17 protein-coding genes are annotated in these 20,800 nt (G+C 72.1%); 10 read left to right on the top strand and 7 right to left on the bottom strand.

The genetic code is table 11. The features are described from left to right. Positions 1 to 55 precede the first annotated feature (55 nt). Positions 56 to 2,596 (top strand): zinc-dependent metalloprotease, encoded by a 2,541-nt coding sequence (locus tag FFT10_RS10240; protein WP_137732722.1) that lies wholly within the window; start codon positions 56 to 58, stop codon positions 2,594 to 2,596. A gap of 10 nt (positions 2,597 to 2,606) precedes the next feature. Here the strand turns inward: FFT10_RS10240 and FFT10_RS10235 are convergent, their stop codons facing one another. Next, positions 2,607 to 3,209 carry a 2-hydroxychromene-2-carboxylate isomerase gene (locus FFT10_RS10235; RefSeq protein ID WP_137732721.1) on the bottom strand — a complete coding sequence of 201 codons (603 nt, stop codon included), beginning with the start codon at positions 3,207 to 3,209 and terminating at the stop codon, positions 2,607 to 2,609. Between the two features lie 115 nt (positions 3,210 to 3,324). On the opposite strand from FFT10_RS10235, the gene FFT10_RS10230 reads away from it, so the two are divergent. Further along, positions 3,325 to 4,095: an SDR family NAD(P)-dependent oxidoreductase gene (locus tag FFT10_RS10230; protein WP_137732720.1), complete on the top strand. Its 771-nt coding sequence runs from the start codon at positions 3,325 to 3,327 to the stop codon at positions 4,093 to 4,095. Positions 4,096 to 4,216: 121 nt separating this feature from the next. After that, the gene (locus FFT10_RS10225; RefSeq protein ID WP_137732719.1) at positions 4,217 to 4,498 is read left to right on the top strand and encodes a hypothetical protein; all 282 of its coding nucleotides are present in this window, start codon (positions 4,217 to 4,219) and stop codon (positions 4,496 to 4,498) included. A 16-nt stretch (positions 4,499 to 4,514) separates the two neighbouring features. Here FFT10_RS10225 and FFT10_RS10220 read toward each other — a convergent pair whose 3' ends face one another. Next, positions 4,515 to 5,768: an MFS transporter gene (locus tag FFT10_RS10220; protein WP_265575335.1), complete on the bottom strand. Its 1,254-nt coding sequence runs from the start codon at positions 5,766 to 5,768 to the stop codon at positions 4,515 to 4,517. Next, on the bottom strand, positions 5,765 to 7,075 hold the full coding sequence (locus FFT10_RS10215; protein WP_137732717.1) for a M20 family metallopeptidase: 1,311 nt from the start codon (positions 7,073 to 7,075) through the stop codon (positions 5,765 to 5,767). The genes FFT10_RS10220 and FFT10_RS10215 overlap by 4 nt, the downstream gene beginning before the upstream one ends. A gap of 77 nt (positions 7,076 to 7,152) precedes the next feature. On the opposite strand from FFT10_RS10215, the gene FFT10_RS10210 reads away from it, so the two are divergent. Then, complete coding sequence (locus tag FFT10_RS10210) at positions 7,153 to 7,971, top strand: SDR family NAD(P)-dependent oxidoreductase (RefSeq protein WP_162520753.1); 819 nt, start codon at positions 7,153 to 7,155, stop codon at positions 7,969 to 7,971. Between the two features lie 3 nt (positions 7,972 to 7,974). Here FFT10_RS10210 and FFT10_RS10205 read toward each other — a convergent pair whose 3' ends face one another. Then, entirely contained in the window at positions 7,975 to 8,157 is a 183-nt protein-coding gene (locus tag FFT10_RS10205; RefSeq protein ID WP_228027048.1) for a hypothetical protein, read from the bottom strand. A 167-nt stretch (positions 8,158 to 8,324) separates the two neighbouring features. Here FFT10_RS10205 and FFT10_RS10200 point away from each other — a divergent pair, with 167 nt between their 5' ends. Further along, positions 8,325 to 10,682 carry a sensor histidine kinase gene (locus FFT10_RS10200; RefSeq protein WP_162520752.1) on the top strand — a complete coding sequence of 786 codons (2,358 nt, stop codon included), beginning with the start codon at positions 8,325 to 8,327 and terminating at the stop codon, positions 10,680 to 10,682. Positions 10,683 to 10,707: 25 nt separating this feature from the next. Here FFT10_RS10200 and FFT10_RS10195 read toward each other — a convergent pair whose 3' ends face one another. Then, the gene (locus FFT10_RS10195; protein WP_373282497.1) at positions 10,708 to 12,153 is read right to left on the bottom strand and encodes a CoA transferase; all 1,446 of its coding nucleotides are present in this window, start codon (positions 12,151 to 12,153) and stop codon (positions 10,708 to 10,710) included. 193 nt (positions 12,154 to 12,346) lie between these two features. Here FFT10_RS10195 and FFT10_RS10190 point away from each other — a divergent pair, with 193 nt between their 5' ends. Further along, the gene (locus FFT10_RS10190; protein ID WP_137732712.1) at positions 12,347 to 13,366 is read left to right on the top strand and encodes a site-specific integrase; all 1,020 of its coding nucleotides are present in this window, start codon (positions 12,347 to 12,349) and stop codon (positions 13,364 to 13,366) included. 3 nt (positions 13,367 to 13,369) lie between these two features. On the opposite strand, the gene FFT10_RS10185 is transcribed toward FFT10_RS10190, so the two are convergent. Both FFT10_RS10185 and FFT10_RS10180 read right to left on the bottom strand, forming a co-directional pair. Then, the gene (locus FFT10_RS10185; RefSeq protein ID WP_137732711.1) at positions 13,370 to 14,362 is read right to left on the bottom strand and encodes a 2-dehydropantoate 2-reductase; all 993 of its coding nucleotides are present in this window, start codon (positions 14,360 to 14,362) and stop codon (positions 13,370 to 13,372) included. A gap of 9 nt (positions 14,363 to 14,371) precedes the next feature. Then, positions 14,372 to 14,791 carry a VOC family protein gene (locus FFT10_RS10180; protein WP_137732710.1) on the bottom strand — a complete coding sequence of 140 codons (420 nt, stop codon included), beginning with the start codon at positions 14,789 to 14,791 and terminating at the stop codon, positions 14,372 to 14,374. A gap of 113 nt (positions 14,792 to 14,904) precedes the next feature. Between FFT10_RS10180 and FFT10_RS10175 the strand changes: the two genes are divergently transcribed. The 4 genes from FFT10_RS10175 to FFT10_RS10160 all read left to right on the top strand — a co-directional run bounded on the left by FFT10_RS10175 (position 14,905) and on the right by FFT10_RS10160 (position 20,767). Further along, positions 14,905 to 15,708, top strand: coding sequence for an IclR family transcriptional regulator (locus FFT10_RS10175; protein WP_137732709.1), 804 nt, complete (start codon positions 14,905 to 14,907; stop codon positions 15,706 to 15,708). A gap of 10 nt (positions 15,709 to 15,718) precedes the next feature. Beyond that, positions 15,719 to 16,201 carry a CreA family protein gene (locus FFT10_RS10170; RefSeq protein ID WP_137732708.1) on the top strand — a complete coding sequence of 161 codons (483 nt, stop codon included), beginning with the start codon at positions 15,719 to 15,721 and terminating at the stop codon, positions 16,199 to 16,201. Between the two features lie 95 nt (positions 16,202 to 16,296). Then, a complete protein-coding gene (locus tag FFT10_RS10165) occupies positions 16,297 to 17,100 on the top strand; it encodes an alpha/beta fold hydrolase (protein WP_137732707.1) in 804 nt (267 codons plus the stop codon). Positions 17,101 to 17,134: 34 nt separating this feature from the next. Beyond that, positions 17,135 to 20,767 carry a bifunctional diguanylate cyclase/phosphodiesterase gene (locus tag FFT10_RS10160; protein WP_162520751.1) on the top strand — a complete coding sequence of 1,211 codons (3,633 nt, stop codon included), beginning with the start codon at positions 17,135 to 17,137 and terminating at the stop codon, positions 20,765 to 20,767. Positions 20,768 to 20,800 lie beyond the last annotated feature (33 nt).

Below are 20,800 nucleotides of genomic sequence, written 5' to 3'. Positions count from 1 at the left end.
AGATGATCGACGGTCAACCGCGCCACCCCTGCCACCGTCCGTCACAGGTGCCACGATGCAGCGTCCCGCCGTCTCCCTCTTGCGTCTGTGGTCAGCGGCCTGCCTCGCCCTGGCCGTGGCGTCCGTCCAGGCCCAGGGGCAGGCCGCCGCGCCGCCCGACCTGGAGAAGCTGATGCAGGCGGCCGAGCGCATCGGCAGCGGCCGCGTCACCGCCTACCGGGTGGGCGGCAACCTCCTGCTGGAACTGCCGCCTGCCGCGCTGGGCCAGCCGATGCTCTGGTACACCGAGGCGGTGTCGCTGCCGCCGGGCGTGGTGGTGGACTCGCTGGAAGTCACCAACACCCTGGTGCGGCTGGAGCGCATCGGCAACCTGGTGCATGTGCGCGACCTGGGCGGCACGCAGAAACGCCGCGCCGGTGCGCCGGAACCGGCACCACCGGCCACGCCGGGTGCGGTGCCCGGCGCGGCGCCGCGCGACGCCAAGATCCGGCCGATCGACGTGGCCATCTCCAGCACCGAGACCGGGCCGCTGATCGCCAGCTTCCCGATCCTGGGCGCCAAGGACGACGGCACGCTGCTGGTCGACCTGACCACCACCTTCTCCGGCGACATCCCGGCCGTCACCGGCCGCATGGTGGTGGCCCGCACCGGTGGCCTGGTGGCGGCGGTGGACCCGAGCAAGTCGTACATCGACCTGGTGCGGGTGCGTGGCGACGCGCTGAACATCCGCTCGCACCTGACCTACCTGGCGGCCTATCCGGCGGCACCGGCGGCCGGGCCGCAGCCGGTGTCGGTGGTGCTGGGCCATTCGCTGATGTTCCTGCCCGAGAAGCCGATGGCCACGCGGCCCTACGACATCCGGGTGGGCTACTTCCCCAACGCGTTCAGCGAATTCGAATCCGCGCGTGGCGTCGCGGTGGCCCGGCAGGTGGTGATCTCGCGCTTCCGCCTCGAGAAGGCCAACCCGGCCGCCGCGGTCAGCGACCCGGTCAAGCCCATCACCTACTACCTGGGCCCCGGCATCCCCGAGCGCTGGAAGCCCCACATCACCGCCGGCGTGCTGCAGTGGCTGCCGGCCTTCGAGGCCGCCGGCTTCTCCAACGCCATCCGCGTGCTGGACGCACCCACGCCGGCACAGGACCCGAACTGGTCGCCCGAGGACGTGTCGATCAACGTCATCCGCTGGGTGCCCGAGGAGAAGGTCAATGCGATGGGGCCGCATGTGGTCGACCCGCGTTCGGGCGAGACGCTGTCGGCACACATCCACATCTGGCCCTCGGTGATCGACTTCTTCAGCCAGTACTACTGGTCGCTGTTCGGCGGCTCGGGGGTCGACCCGGCCGCGCCCACCCTGCCGCTGAGCACCGAGAAGGCCGGTGCGCTGATGGGCTACATCGTGGCCCACGAGGTGGGCCACACCCTGGGCCTGATGCACAACCAGATCGCCTCGACCGCGCACTCGGTGATGCAGATGCGCACGCCGTCCTTCGCCAACCGCTTCGGGCCCAACAGCTCGATCATGGCCTACGGCCGCTTCAACCAGGTGGCACAGCCGGGCGACGGCATCACGCAGCTGTGGAGCGTGCTGGGGCCCTACGACATCGCCGCCATCAAGTACGGTTACGGCGTGTTCGGCACCGACCGGGCGAGCGAGCAGCGTGAGTTGGCCGCCTTCGCCGACACCTTCACCCGCGATCGCCAGCTGTTCTACGGCAGCGAGGAATCCGGCGACCTGATCAACCGCTTCGGCCGCGACCCGCGGGTGCAGACCGAAAACACCGGCGCCGAGCGGCTGCAGGCCACCCGGCTCGGCGTGGCCAACCTGCTGCGCTCGCTGGGCCGGCTGGACGCCGGCACCGGCGGTGATGCCACGCTCTACGCGTCCACCTACGAGGTGGTGCTGGGCCGCCACCTGACGCTGCTGAAGTCGGTCAACCGCCTGGTCGGCGGCGCCTTGCAGCCGATCGCGCCGGGCGAAGGGCCCACCGCGCGCCTGGTGCCCGCGGCCGAGCAGCGCCAGGCGGTGCAGTACCTGCTGGGCGAGGGCGCGGCCTCGCTGGAGCCGTATGCGGCGCCGGCGGTGGTCGAGCGGGTGGCCACCTACGGCGGTTACCGCGGCATCGACCGCGTGCAGGCCAGCCTGGTGACCGACCTGGTGACCGGGCCCAACGTGGCCCTGCTGGAAAGCCAGAAGCGCCGCGATGCCGCGGCCTACTCGTCACTGGACTTCGGGCGCGATGTGGCGGCGGCGGTGTGGGGCAACCTGAGGTCGGCCAGCACCACCCACCGCGCCCTGCAGCGTGGCTACATCGACGCGGCCCGCACCCTGCTGACCGCCTGGGCCAAGGGCGGCAGCGCCGCCGAAGCGGCGCAGGCCAGGGCCTTGCAGGCCGAACTGCCGGTCAGCGGCTTCGCAGCCCGGGCGCTGGTGGAGACCGGTGACGACACCGTCTTCATCCCCTGGCTGCGCGGCAGCCTGCCGGGGCTGAAGGCGCGGCTGGAGGCCGCGTCACGCAGCGCCGCCATCGAGAGCGACCGCCTGCACTACGCCGAGATGGCGGTGCAGGTGGGGCGGCTGGTGAGGCTGGGCGTGTGACAGGCGCGGGTCAGCCCGCCTGCAGCCGCCGCTGCACGAAGTCCAGCCGGTCCTGGCCCCAGAACAGCTCGCCGTCGATCACGTAGGTGGGCGCGCCGAACACGCCCAGGTCGCGTGCCTCGGCGGTGAGTGTGGTGTAGCGCGTTGCGGCGGCCTCCAGCCCGGCGGCGTCCAGCAGGCTGGCCGGCAGGCCGGCCTCGGCCACCAGGGCGGCCAGCACCTCGGCATCGGCCACGTTGCGCTGCTGCGCCCAGATGGCGGTGCCCACCCGGCCGGCCAGGTCCAGCGCGGCGGCGCTGCCCAGCGCAGCATCGGTCGCCAGGATCAGGTGGGCGGCCGGGTTGCCATTGACCGGGAAGAAGGCCGGCTGCGGATGCAGCGGGATGCCGAGGAAGTCGCTGAAGCGCTTGAGTTCCACCAGCCGGTAGGCCTGGCGCTGCGGTGCCCGCTTGGCCAGTGGCAGCCCGCCGGAGACCGGGAAGATCTCGCCGTAGTCCACCGGCTTGACCCGCACCGTGGCACCGGCCGCCCGGGTCATCGCCACGAAGCGGGCATGGCCCAGGTAGGCCCAGGGCGAGACGGTGGCGAAGTAGTAGTCGACGGTGGCGGGCATGCGGGCTCCTCGGGTGGATGGCCGATTGTGAACGGCCGCGGCATGTCACCTGGGTGCAAGAACCCGCAGGTGCCGGCGCCGCACACTGCAGCGACAACATCCACCGGAGACACCCATGACTGCTGCACTGCAACGCCTGGCCGGCAAGGTCGCCATCGTCACCGGCGCGGCCTCGGGCATCGGCCGCGCCACCGCCCAGCTGTTTGCCGCCGAAGGTGCCACCGTGCTGGCCGTCGACCGCCCGGGCAGTGCCATCGACACTGCGCATGCCGGCGTCGACCGGGTGCATGCCCTGGCGCAGGACGTGGCGGCCGACGGCGCGGCCGAGGCCATCGTGGCCGCCGCGCTGCAGGCCGGCGGCGGCCAGCTCGACATCCTGTTCAACAACGCCGGCGTGTCCTACAACGCGCTGGGCGAGCTGAGCACCGATGCCGAATGGGACCGGGTGTTCAGCGTCAACACCCGGGCGGTGTTCCGGCTCTGCCGCGCCGCCATCCCGGCGTTGCGGGCACGGGCGGCCATCACCGGCCGCGCCCGCATCATCAACACCGCCAGCGTGATGGCCGAGCGCACCGACATCGGCCTGAGTGCCTACACCGCCAGCAAGCATGCGGTGGCCGGCCTCAGCAAGACCCTGGCGCTGGAACTGGGCAAGCACGGCATCACGGTGAACTACCTGCTGCCCGGCGCCATCCACACCGGCATGACGGCCAAGAGCTTCGCCGACGAGAAGATCGCCGCCATCTGGGCCAAGAAGGCCGCGCTGCGCCGCCTGGGCCAGCCGATCGACATGGCCCGCTCGGTGCTGCTGCTGGCCAGCGACGAGGCCGACTTCATCACCGGCCACGGCCTGGTGGCCGATGGCGGGCTGACGCTGCGCACCTGAAACCTGTGCGGTTGGTCACAACCCAAGGCGTGGCGCTGGCCCGAAACTGGCTTGGCTGTGTGCGGATGGCGGGCCCACAGGCCGGCCAGCACCACAGCCCATGCACGGAGGCACCAACACCATGCACACCTGGGTCATCGACCACATCCCGCCGCTGCCGAACGACACCCAGATCGTGCAGGCGTTGCGGCCCGGCGCCGATCTGCTGACCGGCGGCGGCATCGCCCTGAACCTGGGCATCCTGGCCCGCAACGGCCAGGTCTACCGCGTCGCCCGCGCCTTCGGCCTGGACGACTACAACCGCGCGGCCGATGCGCTGGAGCAGCTCGGCCTGGTGGCCACCGGCCGCCGCCTGCGGCTGCACGATGTGAGCCTGGACGACGTCTACATGGCCCAGGCCTGAATCTGGGCGCGGTTGATCAGGCCGGCGCCAGCCGGCCCGCCGCCGGTGGTCGCCCGATGGCCACCGCCATCTGCACCAACCCGGCGAACAAGCCCAGCCCCACCCCCACCCGCCAGGCCAGTTCATAGTTGCCCAGCCAGGTGTAGAGCAGGCCGCCGCCGAAGGCGCCCAGGAAGCTGCCCATCTGGTGGCTGAAGAAAGCCACGCCCTGGATCATGGCCTGCCAGCGCAGGCCGAACATCTCGGCCACGCTGCCGGCCACCAGCGGCGCCACGCCCAGCCACAGGAAACCCATCACGCCGGCAAACACCAGCGTGCTGGCGGGCGTGGGTGGCGCCACGAAGTAGGCCGCCAGCACCAGCGAGCGGGTGCAGTACAGCAGGCCCAGCAGCACCTGCTTGTTCCAGCGTCCGCCGGCCCAGCCGAAGAACAGGCTGCCCAGCACGTTGAACGCGCCGATCATGCCCAGCGCCTGGGCGCTGAGCATCGGGTCCATGCCGCAGATGGCCAGGTAGGCCGGCAGGTGGGTGGTGAGGAAGACCAGCTGCATGCCGCAGACGAAGTACGCACCGGCCATCACCAGGAAGGACACGCTGTGCAGCGCCTGGCGCACCGCCTGCATGGCCGAGCCGCCATCGGCCGTGCCGGCCACCGGCGCGGGCAGCGGCACCTTGTCGGCCCGGCCGGCCACCCAGGCGGCCGGAATCATCACCAGCGACAGGATCGCGAAGCCGGCCACGCCCCAGCGCCAGCCGTGGTCGGCGGCCAGCATCTGGCCGATGGGCGCGGCGATCATCGCGCCCAGCGAGCCCACCGCCGACACCATGCCCAGCACCAGGCTGCGGTTGGCCGGCGAGACCACCCGCGTGGCCACCGACATCGTCAGCGCCGAGCCGGTGCAGGCCAGCGACGCGCCGATCATCACGCCCGCACTGAGCACCACCGCCAGCAGGCCCTGCGCGCTGGCCAGCAGCACCAATGCGGCCACGTACAGCACGGCGCCGGCCACCATCAGCGGCCGGAACCCCACCCGCGCCGCCCAGGCGCCGGCCAGCGGCTGCAGCAGGCCCCAGGCCAGGTTCTGCACCGCCACCGCGGCGGTGAACTGCGCCACGGTGATGCCGATGGACTGCGGCCCCTGGGTGATCGGCGGCATGAAGATGCCCAGACTCTGGCGCAGGCCCAGGCTCAGGCTGAGCACGGTGGCCGCGCCCAGCAGGATCGCCCAGACGGGCTGGAGGCTGCGCAGCCCGGTGGCTGTTGCGCTCAAGCGGCCCGCCGGTTCAGGCCGCACCAGCGCGCGATGTACAGCGCCAGCACCGCGGTGACGCGTTGCATGCTGGACAGCGACACCCATTCATCGATGCCGTGGATGTCGGAGCCGTTGGGCCCGTAACAGGTGCTGGGGATCTGGCCGTAGAGGTGGAAGAAGCGCACGTCGGTCGTGGCCGGCGTGGCGTTCAGCGGCGCGTCGGTGCCGGCGATGTCGCGGTGGGCCTGCAGCAGCTGCTGGATGGCCGGTGCGCCGATGTCGACCACGCAGCCCTGGGCCTGGAAGCCCTGGTAGGTGATGCTGTATTTCAGGCTGGCATTGCCGGGGTGCCGGGCATGGCTGGCGGCCAGGTGGGCCTCGACCTCGGCGCGCACCTCGGCCGGCGTGCGGCCGGGATAGAAGCCCAGGCGCATGTCGACCCGGCAGTGCGTGGGCACGCTGCTGGTCCACTCGCCACCGCTGATCCTGCCCAGGTTGAAGTTGATCGGATGCGGGTGGCCGGCATAGCAGGCATGGCGCGCGGACGGCCGGTTCCAGGCCGTCTCCAGCTCCTTCAGCCACTCCACCATCTGCTGGGCATAGCCGATGGCCGACATGCCGGTGTGCGCCACCGAGGCATGCACCGGCAGGCCGTGCACGTCGATGGTCAGCCACATCACGCCCATCTGCGCGCTCATCACGCCTTCGAACGGCTCGGGGATGATGGCCGCGTCGGCGGTGTAACCCTCGACCAGGCAGGCCAGCGCGCCGTTGCCGGTGCATTCCTCCTCGACCACGCTCTGCAGGTAGACCGGCGCCGCCGGCTCGTAGCCCAGCGCCTGCAGCGCGCGGAAGGCCTGGGTGTAGGCCACGATGCCGGCCTTCATGTCGGCCGCGCCGCGGCCGTAGAGCTTGCCGCTGAGCGGATCGCCTTCGATGCGCGGCGCGAACGGCGGGCTGGACCACAGGCTGTCGGTGCCCACCGGCACCACGTCGATGTGGCCGTTGAGGATCAGGCTGCGGCCACGCACCGGCCCGGCCGGCTGGTGGATGCCGACCACGTTGCGCCGGCCGGCATAGTGCAGGATCGACGGCGAATAGCCGGGGTGGTCCTGGATCTTGGCCTGGTCGACTTCGAACTCATGCACGCGCAGGCCCAGCGCTGCGAACTCGCGCGCCATCAGCACCTGGGCGCCGGCCTCGTCACCCAGCAGCGACGGCTGGGCCACCAGTTCGGCCAGCAGGGCGACCGACTGGGGCTGCAGCGCCGCCACCGCATCCAGGATCTGCTGCTCGGTCAGGGGGTTCAGGGTCTGCGCGTCCATCGGGTGTCCTCGGGTGGCTGGTGGTGGGTCCGCTGGGCATCATGCAAGCCCTGCGCCCACCTTCCCAGGATCGTTCCATGACGGCATTCACTTCCGCGACACCCCCGGCGACACCCCGCCCCGGCCGCCTGGCCGGCCGCCGTGTGCTGATCACCGGCGCCAGCCGCGGCATCGGCCAGGCCATCGCACTGCGCTATGCCGAGGAAGGCGCCCGCCTGTGCCTGGCTGCCACCACACTGGACGGCCTGGCCAACACCCGTGCCCAGGCCGAGGCCCGCGGCGCCGAGGTGCTGGCGCTGGCGTTGGACGTGGCCGACCGTGCTGCGGTGCAGGTGATGATCGACACCATGGTGGCCCGCCTGGGCGGCATCGACGTGCTGGTCAACAACGCCGGCGTGTACCACGCCGCCACGCTGCTCGACACCACGCCCGAGGACTTCGACCGGGTGATGCAGGTGAACCTGTACGGCGCCTTCCATGTGCTGCAGCTGAGCCTGCGGCAGATGCGCACCCAGGGCGCGGGCAAGGTGGTCAACATCGCCAGCACCGCCGGCAAGGGCGGCTCGATGAACCAGAGCGCCTACAACGCCAGCAAGCATGCGCTGGTGGGCCTGACCCGCTGCGCCGCGGTGGAGCTGGGCCCGCTGGGCATCTGCATCAACGCCATCTGCCCCGGCTTCGTCGAGACCGACATGCTGCAGAACTTCAGCGCCCACAGCGCCATCACCGGGCTGAGCTTCGAGCAGATCCTGGCCAACGGCAAGGCGCGGGTGCCGCTGCGGCGCTTCCTGCAGCCGCAGGAGATCGCCCACCTGGCGGTCTACCTGGGATCGGCCGAGAGCGACGGCATGACCGGCCAATCCATCCTGCTGGACGGCGGCATGCTGATGGTGTGAGCCTCAGCCGCAGCGCGCCAGTGCCTGGCGGATGCGCTCGATGGTCTGCTCCATCGGCGCGCGGGCCGACACCTCCAGCCCCAGGCCGCGGGCGATCTGGTTGACCCGCGCCGGGTTCAGCGGCAAGCCGCCGCGGTCGATGGCGGCGATCAGGGCCTGGGCCTGCTGGCGATCGCTCAATGGCACTGCCGACGCCGTTGCGCCACGCCGCCGTGCCCACCAGGTTCGCCACCACTGCATCGCGCCAGTTTAAGAGGCCCGCAGCGCGCCCTGCTCTGCCATACTGGGCCGGCCATGGTGCGCTGCTGCAATGGCATGGGAGACGTCGGCAGCGCTTGCAGCCGGATCGGCCGATGCCCGAGTTGCCTGACCCTGCAGTGCCCGATGCCACGCCTGCATGGTCTGGCGGCGCGCTCACGCTGGAGACGGCGCTGGCGGCGGCACGGCCCGCTGTCGGTGCTGCCGGGACGCACCCTGCGGCGCGCCGGCTGCCCGGCTTGCGCACCGGCCTGTGGCTGCTGATCGGCATCGGCCTGTTGCCGGCGCTGGCCGGCACCGCCTGGTACCTGGTGCAGCTGCGCGCGATCGCGATGCGCGACGCCTACGCCCAGGCCGACCTGATGGCCGGCGGCACCGCCGAGGCCCTGCGCTGGGTGGTGCAGGACGCCCAGGCCATGCTGGCGGCAGTGGCGGCGCGGCCCAAGGTGCGGGCGCTCGACTCCGCCGACTGCGATCCGCTGTTCCGCGACTTCCGCGCGGTGCTGCCGTCGTACAAGGCGCTGGCGCTGCGGCGCACCAATGGCGATTCGGTCTGCTCCGAGCTGGCCAATCCGCCCCCGCGGGCCGTGGTGGCGGCGTCCGACTGGTTCCAGCAGGCGGTGCAGCAGCCGGGCTTTCGCGTCAGCGGCGTGCACCCCGGCACGGTGCAGCAACCCTGGGCCGTGCGGCTGACCCATGCAGTGGTCTCGGCCAATGGCCAGGCAGAGGGGCTGCTGGTCTCGCCGGTGGATCTGAAGCAGCTGCACCAGCGGCTGTTTGCGCGCCTGCCGCCGCAGGCCCGGGTGGCGGTGGTCGATGGCCGGAACCGGGTGGTGCTGCAGTCGCAGCAGCAGGAGGCGCGGGTGGGCAAGGTTGCCGTCGAGAGCGTGGCCAGGCTGGTCGACCAGCTGCGCCGGGACGCCGCGGCCGGCCGCGGCGATGCCGAGGTGCGGCAGTTCGTCGAGACCGGCTTCGACGGCTCGCGGCGGCTGTTCTCGATGCGGCCGGTGCCGCTGACCGACTGGGTGGTGGTGGCCTCGCTGCCCGAGGACGACACGCTGCAGGGCTACCGCGCCACCCGCAACCGCGCGCTGGCCGCCGCCCTGCTGATGCTGCTGTGCGCCGGGCTGGCGGCCTGGCGGGTGGGCCGGGCGATCGCCGCGCCGATGCAGGGGCTGGCCAGCGCCGCCCGCGATGTGGCCGCCGGCGACGACAGCCGCCGTGCGCAGGAGACCGGCCCGCGGGAGATGGCCGAGGTGGCGCGCGAGTTCAACCGCATGGTGGCGGCCAATGCCGCCGCCCGCGCCCAGTTGCAGGCCGGCGAGCAGCAGTACCGCACGCTGATCCAGAACCTGCCGGTGGCGGTGGTGACGCACCTGCCCGACAGCGCCATCGAGGTGTTCAATGACCGCGCCAGCAGCCTGCTGCGGCTGAGCCCGGCGCAGATGGCGGGCCGCACCGTGGCCGACCCGGCCTGGTGCTTCGTTGACGCGCAAGGGCAGCGCCTGCCGCCGCCGGCCTACCCGGTGAGCCGCCTGCTGCGCAGCCGCGAACCGCTGCCGCCGCTGCTGCTGGGCATCGCCGCTGACCTGGGCGCCGACATGCCGCCACAGGCGCACACCTGGGTGATGGTCACCGGCTACCCGCAGTTCGACGCCGGCGGCCAGTTGCAGCGGGTGATCGTTGCGTTCGTCGACGTGACCGTCGAGCGCGAGGCCGAGGCCTTGCGCCAGGCCAAGGAATCCGCCGAGGCGGCGAGTGCGGCGAAGTCGGCCTTCCTGTCACGCGTCAGCCATGAGCTGCGCACACCGCTGAATGCGATCAACGGCTTCTCCGAGCTGGTGCTGATGGACCCGCAGGTGCCGCCGGCCAGCAAGGACAAGGTGCAGCATGTGCTGCATGCCGGTCAGCACCTGCTGTCGCTGATCAACCAGGTGCTGGACCTGACCCAGGTGGAGGCCGGCCATCGGCCGGCGCTGCAGCCGGTGGCGCTGTGGCCGCTGCTGGCCGACTGCGTGGCCCTGTGCGAGCCGCTGGCCCAGGCACGGGGCGTGGCGCTGTCCCTGCCGCTGCCGCCGCAGCCGGCACCCTGGGTGCTGGCCGAGCCGACGCCGCTGCGCCAGGTGCTGATCAACCTGCTGTCCAACGCCATCAAGTACAACCGGCCCGGTGGCCGGGTGCAGGTGCAGCTGGTGCCCGCCGACGGCAGCGGCCGGCTGGCCCTGCAGGTGCAGGACACCGGGCCGGGGCTCACTGCATTGCAGCAGGCGGCGCTGTTCCAGCCTTTCAACCGCCTGGGCGCCGAGTTCAGCGGCGTGGAGGGGCATGGCCTGGGTCTGTCGATCGCCCGCATGCTGGCCCAGGCGCTGCGTGGCGACATCACGGTGCACAGCGTGGTCGGCGACGGCGCCACGTTCACGCTGCATCTGCAGCAGGTGCCCGCCGCCGGCTGACGCCGCGGCAGCCGGCCCGGCCGCCTCAGGGCCAGGCGGCCGGGTGGCTGCCCGGCGGCATCGACGGGCGGCGCCAGCGCGGTGGTGTGGCCGACAGCCAGGCGGCATGGCGCAGCGCCCGCAGCCGGCCGGGGCCGCCCTGGCCGAAGCCGCTGTCGCTGTCGTCCATCCAGACCTCGGCATCGGGCGCCCGGGCGGCGAGGCCGCTGGCGTCCTGCCCCATCGCACGCAACCAGTTGGCCACGCCAGCCAGTGTGACGCGCACCTGCCAGCTGCCGCCCTGGGTGGCCTGGCGCCACAGCGCCGCCTGGATGCCGAAGGCCAGCAGGTGGCCGGCGGTGTAGTCGAGGATCTGCACCGGCTGGGCCCTGGGGGTGGTGCTGCCTGCGGCGGCGGCCTCGGCCAGGTTGAAGCCGGTCGCTGTCTGCACCAGGGAATCGAAGCCGCGGCGGCCGGCCCAGGGGCCGCTGTCGCCATAGGCCGACAGGCTGGCCACCACGATGCCCGGGTGCCGCTGCGCCAGTGCCTCCGGGCTGAAGCCATGGCCCGCCAGCGCGCCGGGGCGGTAGCCCTGCAGGAACACATGGGCCTGGCTGGCCAGGCCCTGCAGCGCTGCGCGGCCGGCCTCGGTGCGCAGATCGATCTGGGTGGACAGCTTGCCGCGGCTGGTGTCGGCGATGGCCGCGATGTTGGTTAGGTGCGGGCCGTTGACCAGCAGCACATCCGCACCATGGGCCGCCAGGCAGCGGCCGGCCACCGGGCCGGCCAGGATGCGGGTGAGGTCCAGCACGCGCAGGCCGGTCAGCGGTTGGGCGTCGCCGTTCGGTGGGGTCGACAGCGCTGCCCAGGGGTGCGGGGGCGCGTCGCCACCGGCAATCGGCGTGATGGCCAGCACCGGCTGGCTGGCCAGCACCCGGGCCTGCGGATGGGCATCCCAATCGGCAAAGCTGCGGGCGGCGGCCACCACCCCGCCGGCATCGGCCACTGCCTGTTCGTAGTCGGTGGCGGTCCAGCCCTGCAGGGCCTGGGTGACGGCGGCGCGGTCGGTGTCGGGGCCGGGCGGCAGGCCCAGCACCTGCAAGGCGGTATCGCGGTGGTGGGCGAAGTTGGCATGCACCCGCACCCACCCTGGCTGGCCGGCGGCGCTACCGCAGGCATACAGGCCCGACAGCTTGTCCCACAGGTCGGGTGCGTGACCGTCGATGCTGAAGGCGCCTGAACACTCCACCGTGGCCTGGGCGCGGTCGACCCGCACCTGTTGTGCCTGGCCGGTGCGCCAGTGCCACAGCCAGGCAGCGGCCAGCGCCGCCGCGCCGATGCCGGCCTGTGCCGCGGTGGCGACGTCGAACGACGAAGGCAGCACCTGGCCCTGCCCCGGCAGGCTGGCCCAGGCCAGTGGCGTGGCGGGCAGTCCGGCGTCACGCCAAAGCGCGGCCAGCGCCGTCTCGGAGGGCGCGTTGGTATGCGGCAAGGATGTCTGCATGGCGTGCGCGCAGGGCCTGTGCTGAGAGGGAAGGATTGTGCGGCCTGACAGGCCCGTTTAAAAATGAACTAACGCGATATGGACGCAACAGCCCAACGGGCAACACCACGCCCTCCAAAAGCCAAGCATTGACGAAACCTGCACGATCCGGCTTGGCTGGCGTTAGTTCATAATTCTCAGCATGTCCCAACCGGCGCCGCCCCTCGCACAAGCCTTCGACCACTGGCTGGCGCACCAACGCGTGGCAGGCCGGCTTCGGCGCGGCAGCTCGGAGGCGGTGTACCGCGCGATGTGGCAGGCGCTGAGCGCCTGGTGCACCGCGCAGCGCCCCCGGCTGCGCCTGGCCGACCTGCATGGCGAGCAGCTGCTGCGTTACCTGGCCAGCCGCCACGGCCAGCAGCTGGCCGATGGCCTGCTGACGCCGCGTTACCAGCAGCGGCTGCTCAGCCTGGTGCGGCGGGTGCAGACGCACGAAGCCTGGCGCCGGCAGCAGGCATCGGCCGGGCCTGCCCAGGCCCTGGCACTGGTCCGCAGCGCACCTGCCGGGCGCGCCGCCGCGCTGCCCGCCGGCCAGCCGGCAGCGCAGTCGGAGCCACCGCTGCATCTGCTGCCGACCGCGGTGGCACAGCTGCAGGCCCTGCTCACCCAGGCCGTCGACGGCCGCTGGCAGACCAGCCGCGACCGCTGTGCCGCGGCGCTGATGTTGGGCGGCGGCCTGGGGCCGGGCGATGTGCGGGCACTGCGGCTGGATGACGCCGCGCGGCAGCCCGGCGCCAACGGCCCGCGCTGGCAGCTGGCGGTCGCAGCCAACGGCAGCGCGCCAGCGCACAGCGCACCGCTGGCCGACTGGGCCGGTGCGGTGCTCGGCGCCTGGCTGGCCCGGCGCGCGGCCGAAGGCATCGGCGGACCTTGGCTGCTGCCCTCCACGCGCAGCGGCAAGCCCTGGGGCAAGGTGGCGCAGTACGTGGCTGCGCAACGGGTGCTGGCCGATGCCGGCCTGCCCGATGCCGGTGGCGGCTCGTTCCCGCTGCGCCACAGCTTCGCGCTGCGCCAACTCCAACATGGCCATGGCGCCGACACCGTGGCCGGCTGGCTGGGGATCACCGATCCGCAGGTGATGCTGCGCTACCAGCATGTGCTGGCCGGCTGGCCCAGTGCGGCCCGCAACGAGGCCAGCAGCGCCCGGCCCTGGCCGGTCTGAGGCTCAGGCCGGCGCGGCCTCGGGGTACAGCCCGCGCATCCGGCCATGCAGCCGGGCCAGGCCCAGCAGCGCATCGATGTTCGGCGTAGTCACGCCCACACGCTGGGCGATCTCCTGCACCACCGTCACCAGCGCGTCCAGCTCGATCGGCCGGCCGGCCTCCACATCCTGCAGCATGCTGGTCTTGAAGGCGCCCAGCTTGCGGGTGACCTGGTGCCGGTCCTCGGGCGTCTGGTCGATGGCGCAACCGATCATCGCGCCCACGGTGGCCGCCTCGGCCATGGCCCGGGAGACGAAGGCGCGGGTCAGCGGGTCGTCCAGCACCTTGTCGACCGTGGCACCGGTGATCGCCGTCAGCGGGTTCATCGTCATGTTGCCCCACAGCTTGTACCAGATGTCCCGGCGCACATCGGCCGATGCCGTGGCGTCGAAACCGGCCTGCTGCAGCAGGCCCGCCAGGGCCTGCACCCGGTCGGACACACCGCCCAGCGGCTCGCCGAGGATCAGCCCCTGGCCCATCTTGTGTTCCACCAGGCCAGGCGCGGACGTGAAGGTGCTGGCATGCACCACGCAGCCGATCACCTGCGCCAGCGGCAGGGCCGCGGCGATGTGACCGCCAGGGTCGATGCTGGCCAGCGGCGCGGTGCCCAGCGCCGGTGCGCCGGCTGCAAACCACCAGGGCACGCCATTCATCGCCGGCAGCAGCAGGGTCTGCGGGCCGATCAGCGGCGCGATGCGCGCGGCCACCGCGCCCAGCGCCGGGCCCTTCACCGCGATCACCACCAGATCCTGCACGCCCAGCGTGGCCGGCTCGTCGCTGGCCTGCACCGGCGCCGTCAGCAGCGCGCCGCCCTGGCGCAGCCGCAGGCCGTGCTGCTGCAGCGCGGCCAGCGTGTCGCCACGCGCCACCGCACTGACCCTGCAGCCGCCGGCCGCCGCCAGCCGCGCGCCGATGAAGCCGCCGATGGCGCCGACGCCGTAGATGCAGACCTTCATCGCCACGCCTTACTTGGCGAACACCTGCGACATGTCGGCGAACGACTTGAATTCCAGCGCATTGCCCGACGGATCGAGGAAGAACATCGTGGCCTGCTCGCCCACCTCGCCCTTGAAGCGCACATGCGGCTCGATGATGAAACGGGTGCCGACTGCCTGCAGCTTGGCGGCCAGCGCTTCCCACTCGGCCATCGGCAGGATGGTGCCGAAGTGCCGCACCGGCACCGCGTCGCCGTCCACCTCGCCGGTGGCCGCCAGCTTGCACTCGTCGGGCGACAGGTGGGCCACCACCTGGTGGCCGTAGAAGTCGAAGTCGACCCAGCTGTCGGAACTGCGGCCCTCGGGGCAGCCCAGCAGGTCGCCATAGAAGGCGCGGGCCGCGGCGATGCTGTGGACGGGGAAGGCCAGGTGGAAGAGCGGCGTGGACATGGCGGGCAGTGGATGCGGTTGCAGTGCCCGGCATTCTGCATGGCGCCGCCAGACCGGTCTGGACTGGCCTGCACAATGCGGGCTCTCCTTTGCTGTCCGCCCACCGCCGCACCGTGACCCCGCCCGCCCCCAGCCCCGCCCAGCGCGGCATCCAGAGCATCGAGGTCGGCGGCCAGCTGCTGCGGGCCCTGGCCCATGCCGGTCGGCCGTTGCCGCTGAAGGACCTGGCCGCCGCCGCCGGCATGGCCGCGGCCAAGGCCCATCCGTACCTGGTCAGCTTCGGCAAGATCGGCCTGGTCGAGCAGGACCGCGCCAGCGGCCGCTACGGCCTGGGCCCGCTGGCGCTGCAGCTGGGGCTGATGAGCCTGCAGCAGGCCGACCCGGTGCGCATCGCCACGCCGCTGATCGAGGACCTGGCCAGCGCCAGCGGCCACACCGTGGCCATCGCGGTGTGGGGCACGCACGGCCCCACCATCGTGCGGCTGGCCGAATCGCCGGCGGCGGTGCACATCAACATGCGCCACGGCACGGTGTTCTCGATCACCGGCACCGCCTCGGGCCAGCTGTTCGCGGCCTGGCTGGGCGATGCGGCCAAGCCGCTGTACGAGGCCGAGCGCCGCGCCGCCGGCGCGCGCAGCCTGCCCAGCTGGGCGCAGTTCGTCGCCGGCACGCTGGCCGAGGTGCGCGCCCAGGGCCTGGCGCGGGCCGACGGTGGCGTGGTGGCCGGTGTCAGCGCGCTGGCCGCGCCGGTGCTGGACCACCGCGGCCAGATCATGCTGGCGCTCACTGCCATCGGCCCCTCGGCCGCCCTCGACACCCGCTGGGACGGCCCGCTGGCCGCCCTGCTGCGCCAGGCGGGCCAGGCCGCATCGGCACGGCTGGGCTGGCAGCCTGCCACCTCCGCACCCACGTCCTGAAAGCCACGCCATGCGCGCACGCCTGACCGCCCTCTTCCCGCTTGCACTGCTGGCACTGGCCAGCGCCGGCGGCCTCGCGGCCGAGCCCATCGGCGAGGTCGACACCGTCTTCAAGCTGATCGGCCCGGACCACAAGATCGTGGTCGAGGCCTACGACGATCCCGATGTGCAGGGCGTGACCTGCTATGTCTCGCGCGCCAAGACCGGCGGCATCAAGGGCGGCCTGGGCCTGGCCGAGGACAAGGCCGAGGCCAGCATCGCCTGCCGCCAGGTGGGCCCGATCCGCTTTGCCAAGCCGCTGCGCCAGCAGGACGAGATCTTCACCGAGCGCACCTCGCTGGTCTTCAAGCGGCTGCGGGTGGTGCGCATGGTGGACGCCAAGCGCAATGCCCTGGTCTACCTGACCTACAGCGACCGCGTCATCGAAGGCAGCCCGCAGAACGCGGTGACGGCGGTGTCGGTGGAACGCAGCCTGCCCATCCCGCTGCGCTAGGGCGTTGCTGGCGCAGGCGCCGCGCGCGCGGGCCGCATGCGCGGGGATCACGCCACAATCGCCGGCAGCCTGCACCAGCCGACTGGAGGAGATGGATGGACATCATCAAACGCAACCATGTGCAGCAACTGGGCGACCGTGGCCCGGTCTTGCTGTACGCGCACGGTTTCGGCTGCAACCAGGACATGTGGCGGCTGGTCACGCCGGCCTTTGCTTCCACGCACCGGCAAGTGTTGTTCGACTACGTCGGCAGCGGCAAGTCCGACTTGTCGGCCTTCGATCGCCGGCGCTATGCCAGCCTGGACGGCTATGCACAGGACCTGCTCGAGGTCTGCGATGCGCTGGGCCTGACCGCCGGCGTGACCTTCGTCGGCCACTCGGTCAGCTGCAGCATCGGCCTGCTGGCATCGATCGCACGCCCCGCGCTGTTCGATCGGCTTGTGCTGGTCGGCCCGTCGCCCTGCTTCCTCAACCATCCACCCGCCTACATGGGCGGCTTCGAGCCCGAAGATCTTGAGGGGCTGCTCGCGCTGATGGACCAGAACTACATGGGCTGGGCCCAGACCCTGGCGCCCATCGTGGCCGGACCGGCAGGCGCCGGCGCGGTGGCGGCGTCCCTGTCCGACAGCTTCTGCTCGACCGATCCGGTGGCGGCCAAGGTGTTCGCACGCGCCACGTTCTTCGCCGACAACCGGGCAGACCTGCCGCGCGTGACGCGCCCCGCGCTGATCCTGCAGAACCGCAGCGACAGCCTGGCCCCCCTGGGCGTGGGCGACTACCTGCACGCCCATCTGCGGGGCAGCCGGCTGCGGGTGCTCGACGTGGCCGGGCATTGCGCCCACCTCAGCAACCCCGACCTGGTCATCGACGCCATGCAGGACTTGCTGGCGCCAGCCTGACCCGACGATGCAGGACGACCCCAGGCCCATGCGCATGCTCGACCAACTGCCCTGCGCCGTGGTCGTCACGGACGCAGGCGGCTGCCTGCTGGACCTGAACGCCGAACTGGTGGCGCTGGTGGGCCACAGCCGGGCCCGCTGGCTGGGCGCGCCGATGAACGACCTGCTGCCGCCGGCCAGCCGCATCTTCGTCCAGACCCATGTCTGGCCGACACTGCTGCGCACGGGGCAGGTGGTCGAGATCCAGCTGCCGGTCAAGACCGAGGCCGGCGAGGCCGTGCCGGTGCTGCTGAACGGCCGCCTGGGCACGCACGACGGCGCGGCCGCCTACATCTGGACGCTGTTCCCGGCGCGCGAGCGGCACCGCTTCGAAGCCGAACTGGTCGCCCAGCGCAACCGCTCCGAGTCGGCCGTCATCGCCCTCGAAGCCAGCCAGCGCTTCACCAAGGGCATCACCGATGCCATTCCCGGACTGGTCGCCTACTGGGACCGGGCGCTGCGATGCCGCTTCGCCAACCCGGCCTACGAGGCCTGGTTCAGCAGCGCGCCGGGTGCCCTGCTCGGGTCGACGCTGCAGGACTTGCTCGGAGACGAGGTGTTCGCGCAGTACCGGCCCTGGGTGGAAGGCGTGCTGGCGGGCCAGGAGCAGCGGTTCGAACGCGAGTTGGCCCGCCCCGGGGGCAGCATCGGCCACCTCGTCGTGCACTACCTGCCTGACCTTGTCGACGGCCAGGTGGTCGGCTTCTTCGTGCATGCCAGCGACGTGACCGAGATGAAGGCCACCCAGCAGGCGCTGCAGCAGGCGCGGTTCGCGCTGGAGCGTGAACGCGATCGCTTGCACAACCTCATCGACAGCACGCGGGCCGGCACCTGGGAATGGAACGTCCAGACCGGCGAGGTCATCGTCAATGCGCGCTGGGCCGCCATCATCGGCTGGACCGCCGAGGAACTGGGACCGGTGCACAACCAGTTCCGGGCCGGGCTCGCGCATCCGGACGAACTGCCGCACACGCGGCAACTGTTGCGCGAGCACTTCGCCGGGCACAGCGATGCCTACATCGCCGACGTGCGCCTGCGCCACCGGGACGGGCACTGGATCTGGGTGGAGGACCGGGGGCGCCTCGTCTCCCGCACGCCCGACGGCCGACCCGAGTGGATGTTCGGCGTGCAGATCGACATCAGCGATCGCAAGCGCCGGGACGAGGCCCTGCGCCGCAGCGAGGCCCTGCTCAACCGCACCGGCGAGGTGGGCGGGGTCGGCGGCTGGGAGCTGGACCTGGCGACGCGCCAGCTCAGCTGGTCGCCGCAGACCCGCCGCATCCATGGCGTGCCCGACGATTTCCTGCCCGACCTGGAATCCGCCATCGCCTTCTTTGCCCCGCAGGCGCGGCCGATGATGCGCGGCGCCTTCGAGGCGGCCATCAGCGACGGCCGCCGCTGGGATGTCGAGGCACCGCTCATCCGCACCGACGGCAGCCGCATCGTCGTGCGGACGGTGGGCCAGGTCGAGCTCGACGGCGGCCGCCCCTCCCGGTTGCTGGGAGCCGTGCAGGACATCACCGAGGCGGTCGAGCACCGCCGCGCGCTGCAGGCCGCCCACCAGCGCATGGCCCTGGCGGCCGACAGCGGCGGCATTGCCGTCTTCGAGATCGACCTGGCAGCGGGCCGGCTGACGGCCGACAGCCTGCTGGTGCGCCAGTACGAGCTGCCGGCAGGCCGCGAGCATGTGCCGACCGACCTGTGGTCGCTGCACGTGCATCCCGATGACCGCGCGGCGCTGGCACGGACCGTGGAGCTGGCACTGGCACGCCAGCGCCGGCTGGAGGCGGAGTTCCGCGTCGTGCGCAGCGATGGCACGCACCACATGCGCGTGGCCGCCCGCATCACCCGCGACGACCATGGCCAGGCACTGGCGCTGGTGGGTGTCAGCTGGGACGTGACCGCCATGCAGGCGCTGAGCGCACAGCTCGCGCGGCAGCACGAGCTGATGCGGGTGACGCTGCAGTCCATCGGCGACGCGGTGATCACCACCGATGCCGCAGGCCGGGTCAGCTGGCTCAATCCGGCGGCAGAGCGCATGACCGGCTGGGCATCGGCGCAGGCGCAGGGCCGGCCGATGCCCGAGGTCTTCCACACCGTGCACGAGCAGACGCGCGAAGTGGTGCGCGACCCGGTGGCCTCGTGCCTGGCCTCGCACCGCACGGTCGACCTGGCCGACCACACCTTGTTGCTGGCGCGCAGCGGCACCGAGGTCGGCGTGCACGGCTCGGCGGCGCCCATCCTGGGCCCGCAGGACGACGTGCTGGGCGTGGTTCTGGTCTTCCACGATGTCAGCGAGCAGCGGCGCCTGCGCGGCGAACTGACCCACCGCGCCACGCACGATGCGCTGACCGGCCTGGTCAACCGCACCGAATTCGAGGCCCGGCTGCAACGCGCGCTGCGCCATGCGCAGGAAGAAGGCAGCCACCACGCACTGCTCTACATCGACCTGGACCAGTTCAAGCAGGTCAACGATGCCTGCGGCCACGCCGAGGGCGACCGGCTGCTGCAACAGGTGAGCAAGCTGCTGGCCGACGCCATCCGCGGGCGCGACACCGTGGCACGGCTGGGTGGCGATGAATTCGCCGTCATCCTGGAACACTGCAGCCACGACCAGGCCATGCAGGTGGCGCAGAAGATCCGCGAACGCGTCGACCAGTTCCGCTTCGTGCACGGCGAGCGCCGCTTCCGCGTCGGCACCAGCATCGGCCTGGTGCCGATCGACCAGCGCTGGACCAGCGTGGCGGCCCTGCAGCAGGCGGCCGACAGCGCCTGCTACGCCGCCAAGGAGGCCGGCCGCAACCGGGTGCACGCCTGGTTCGACAGCGATGCCGAGCTGCAGGCCCGCCAGGCCCAGGGGCAGTGGTCCAGGCGCATCGAGCGCGCGCTCGACGACACCGGCTTCCTGCTCCATGCGCAGCGCATCCAGACATGGAAGGGCGCGCAGCCAGGCCTGCGGGCCGAGGTGCTGCTGCGCATGGACAACGGCGACGGCTCGGTCACGCTGCCCGGGCTGTTCCTGCCGGCTGCGGAGCGCCTGCACCTGGCCACCCGCATCGACCGCTGGGTGCTGGAGGCGCTGGTGCTGCGGCTGTGCGCGCTGCCGTCGCTGGCCATGATCGACCGCCTCAGCGTGAACCTGTCAGGCCGCTCGGTGGGCGACCACGCCTTCCACGCCTGGATGGCCGACCTGCTGGACCGCGCCGGCCCGGCCATCTGCCGCTGCATCGGCCTGGAGATCACCGAGACCGCGGCCGTGGCCCAGCTGGCCGACGCGACGCAGTTCATCGCGCACATGCGTTCGCGTGGCGTCCAGGTGGCGCTGGAGGACTTTGGCGGCGCGGGCTCGTCCTTCGGCCACCTGAAGAGCCTGCCGGTCGATGTGCTGAAGATCGACGGCCAGTTCGTGGTCGACTTGCTGGAGGACCCGCTGGACGACGCGGCCGTGCGCTGCTTCGTCGACGTGGCGCGCGTGGTTGGCATGACCACCGTGGCCGAGCACGTGGAGCGAGACGACGTGCGCCTGCGCCTGCTCGAACTGGGCGTGGATGCCGCCCAGGGCAACCTGATCCACCGGCCGGAGCCGCTCGATGGCCTGCTGTCGCCGTTGATGCCGGCCGGCGCCTGAGCTGCCCGGTCTGCCAAAGGCGTGCACGCGGGG

The organism is Pseudaquabacterium pictum (assembly GCF_005403045.1).
GTDB classification, from domain to species: domain Bacteria; phylum Pseudomonadota; class Gammaproteobacteria; order Burkholderiales; family Burkholderiaceae_C; genus Pseudaquabacterium; species Pseudaquabacterium pictum.
Note: the sequence above shows the minus strand (reverse complement) of the source record. Positions and strands in the feature narration are given on the sequence as shown.

What these genes read in the sequence shown, in the direction of transcription:
- FFT10_RS10240 (WP_137732722.1), top strand. Translation starts at nt 56, where the DNA reads ATGCAGCGTCCCGCCGTCTCCCTCTTGCGTCTGTGGTCAGCGGCCTGC.
- FFT10_RS10235 (WP_137732721.1), bottom strand. Translation starts at nt 3,209, where the DNA reads ATGCCCGCCACCGTCGACTACTACTTCGCCACCGTCTCGCCCTGGGCC.
- FFT10_RS10230 (WP_137732720.1), top strand. Translation starts at nt 3,325, where the DNA reads ATGACTGCTGCACTGCAACGCCTGGCCGGCAAGGTCGCCATCGTCACC.
- FFT10_RS10225 (WP_137732719.1), top strand. Translation starts at nt 4,217, where the DNA reads ATGCACACCTGGGTCATCGACCACATCCCGCCGCTGCCGAACGACACC.
- FFT10_RS10215 (WP_137732717.1), bottom strand. Translation starts at nt 7,075, where the DNA reads ATGGACGCGCAGACCCTGAACCCCCTGACCGAGCAGCAGATCCTGGAT.
- FFT10_RS10210 (WP_162520753.1), top strand. Translation starts at nt 7,153, where the DNA reads ATGACGGCATTCACTTCCGCGACACCCCCGGCGACACCCCGCCCCGGC.
- FFT10_RS10200 (WP_162520752.1), top strand. Translation starts at nt 8,325, where the DNA reads ATGCCCGAGTTGCCTGACCCTGCAGTGCCCGATGCCACGCCTGCATGG.
- FFT10_RS10190 (WP_137732712.1), top strand. Translation starts at nt 12,347, where the DNA reads ATGTCCCAACCGGCGCCGCCCCTCGCACAAGCCTTCGACCACTGGCTG.
- FFT10_RS10185 (WP_137732711.1), bottom strand. Translation starts at nt 14,362, where the DNA reads ATGAAGGTCTGCATCTACGGCGTCGGCGCCATCGGCGGCTTCATCGGC.
- FFT10_RS10180 (WP_137732710.1), bottom strand. Translation starts at nt 14,791, where the DNA reads ATGTCCACGCCGCTCTTCCACCTGGCCTTCCCCGTCCACAGCATCGCC.
- FFT10_RS10170 (WP_137732708.1), top strand. Translation starts at nt 15,719, where the DNA reads ATGCGCGCACGCCTGACCGCCCTCTTCCCGCTTGCACTGCTGGCACTG.
- FFT10_RS10165 (WP_137732707.1), top strand. Translation starts at nt 16,297, where the DNA reads ATGGACATCATCAAACGCAACCATGTGCAGCAACTGGGCGACCGTGGC.
- FFT10_RS10160 (WP_162520751.1), top strand. Translation starts at nt 17,135, where the DNA reads ATGCTCGACCAACTGCCCTGCGCCGTGGTCGTCACGGACGCAGGCGGC.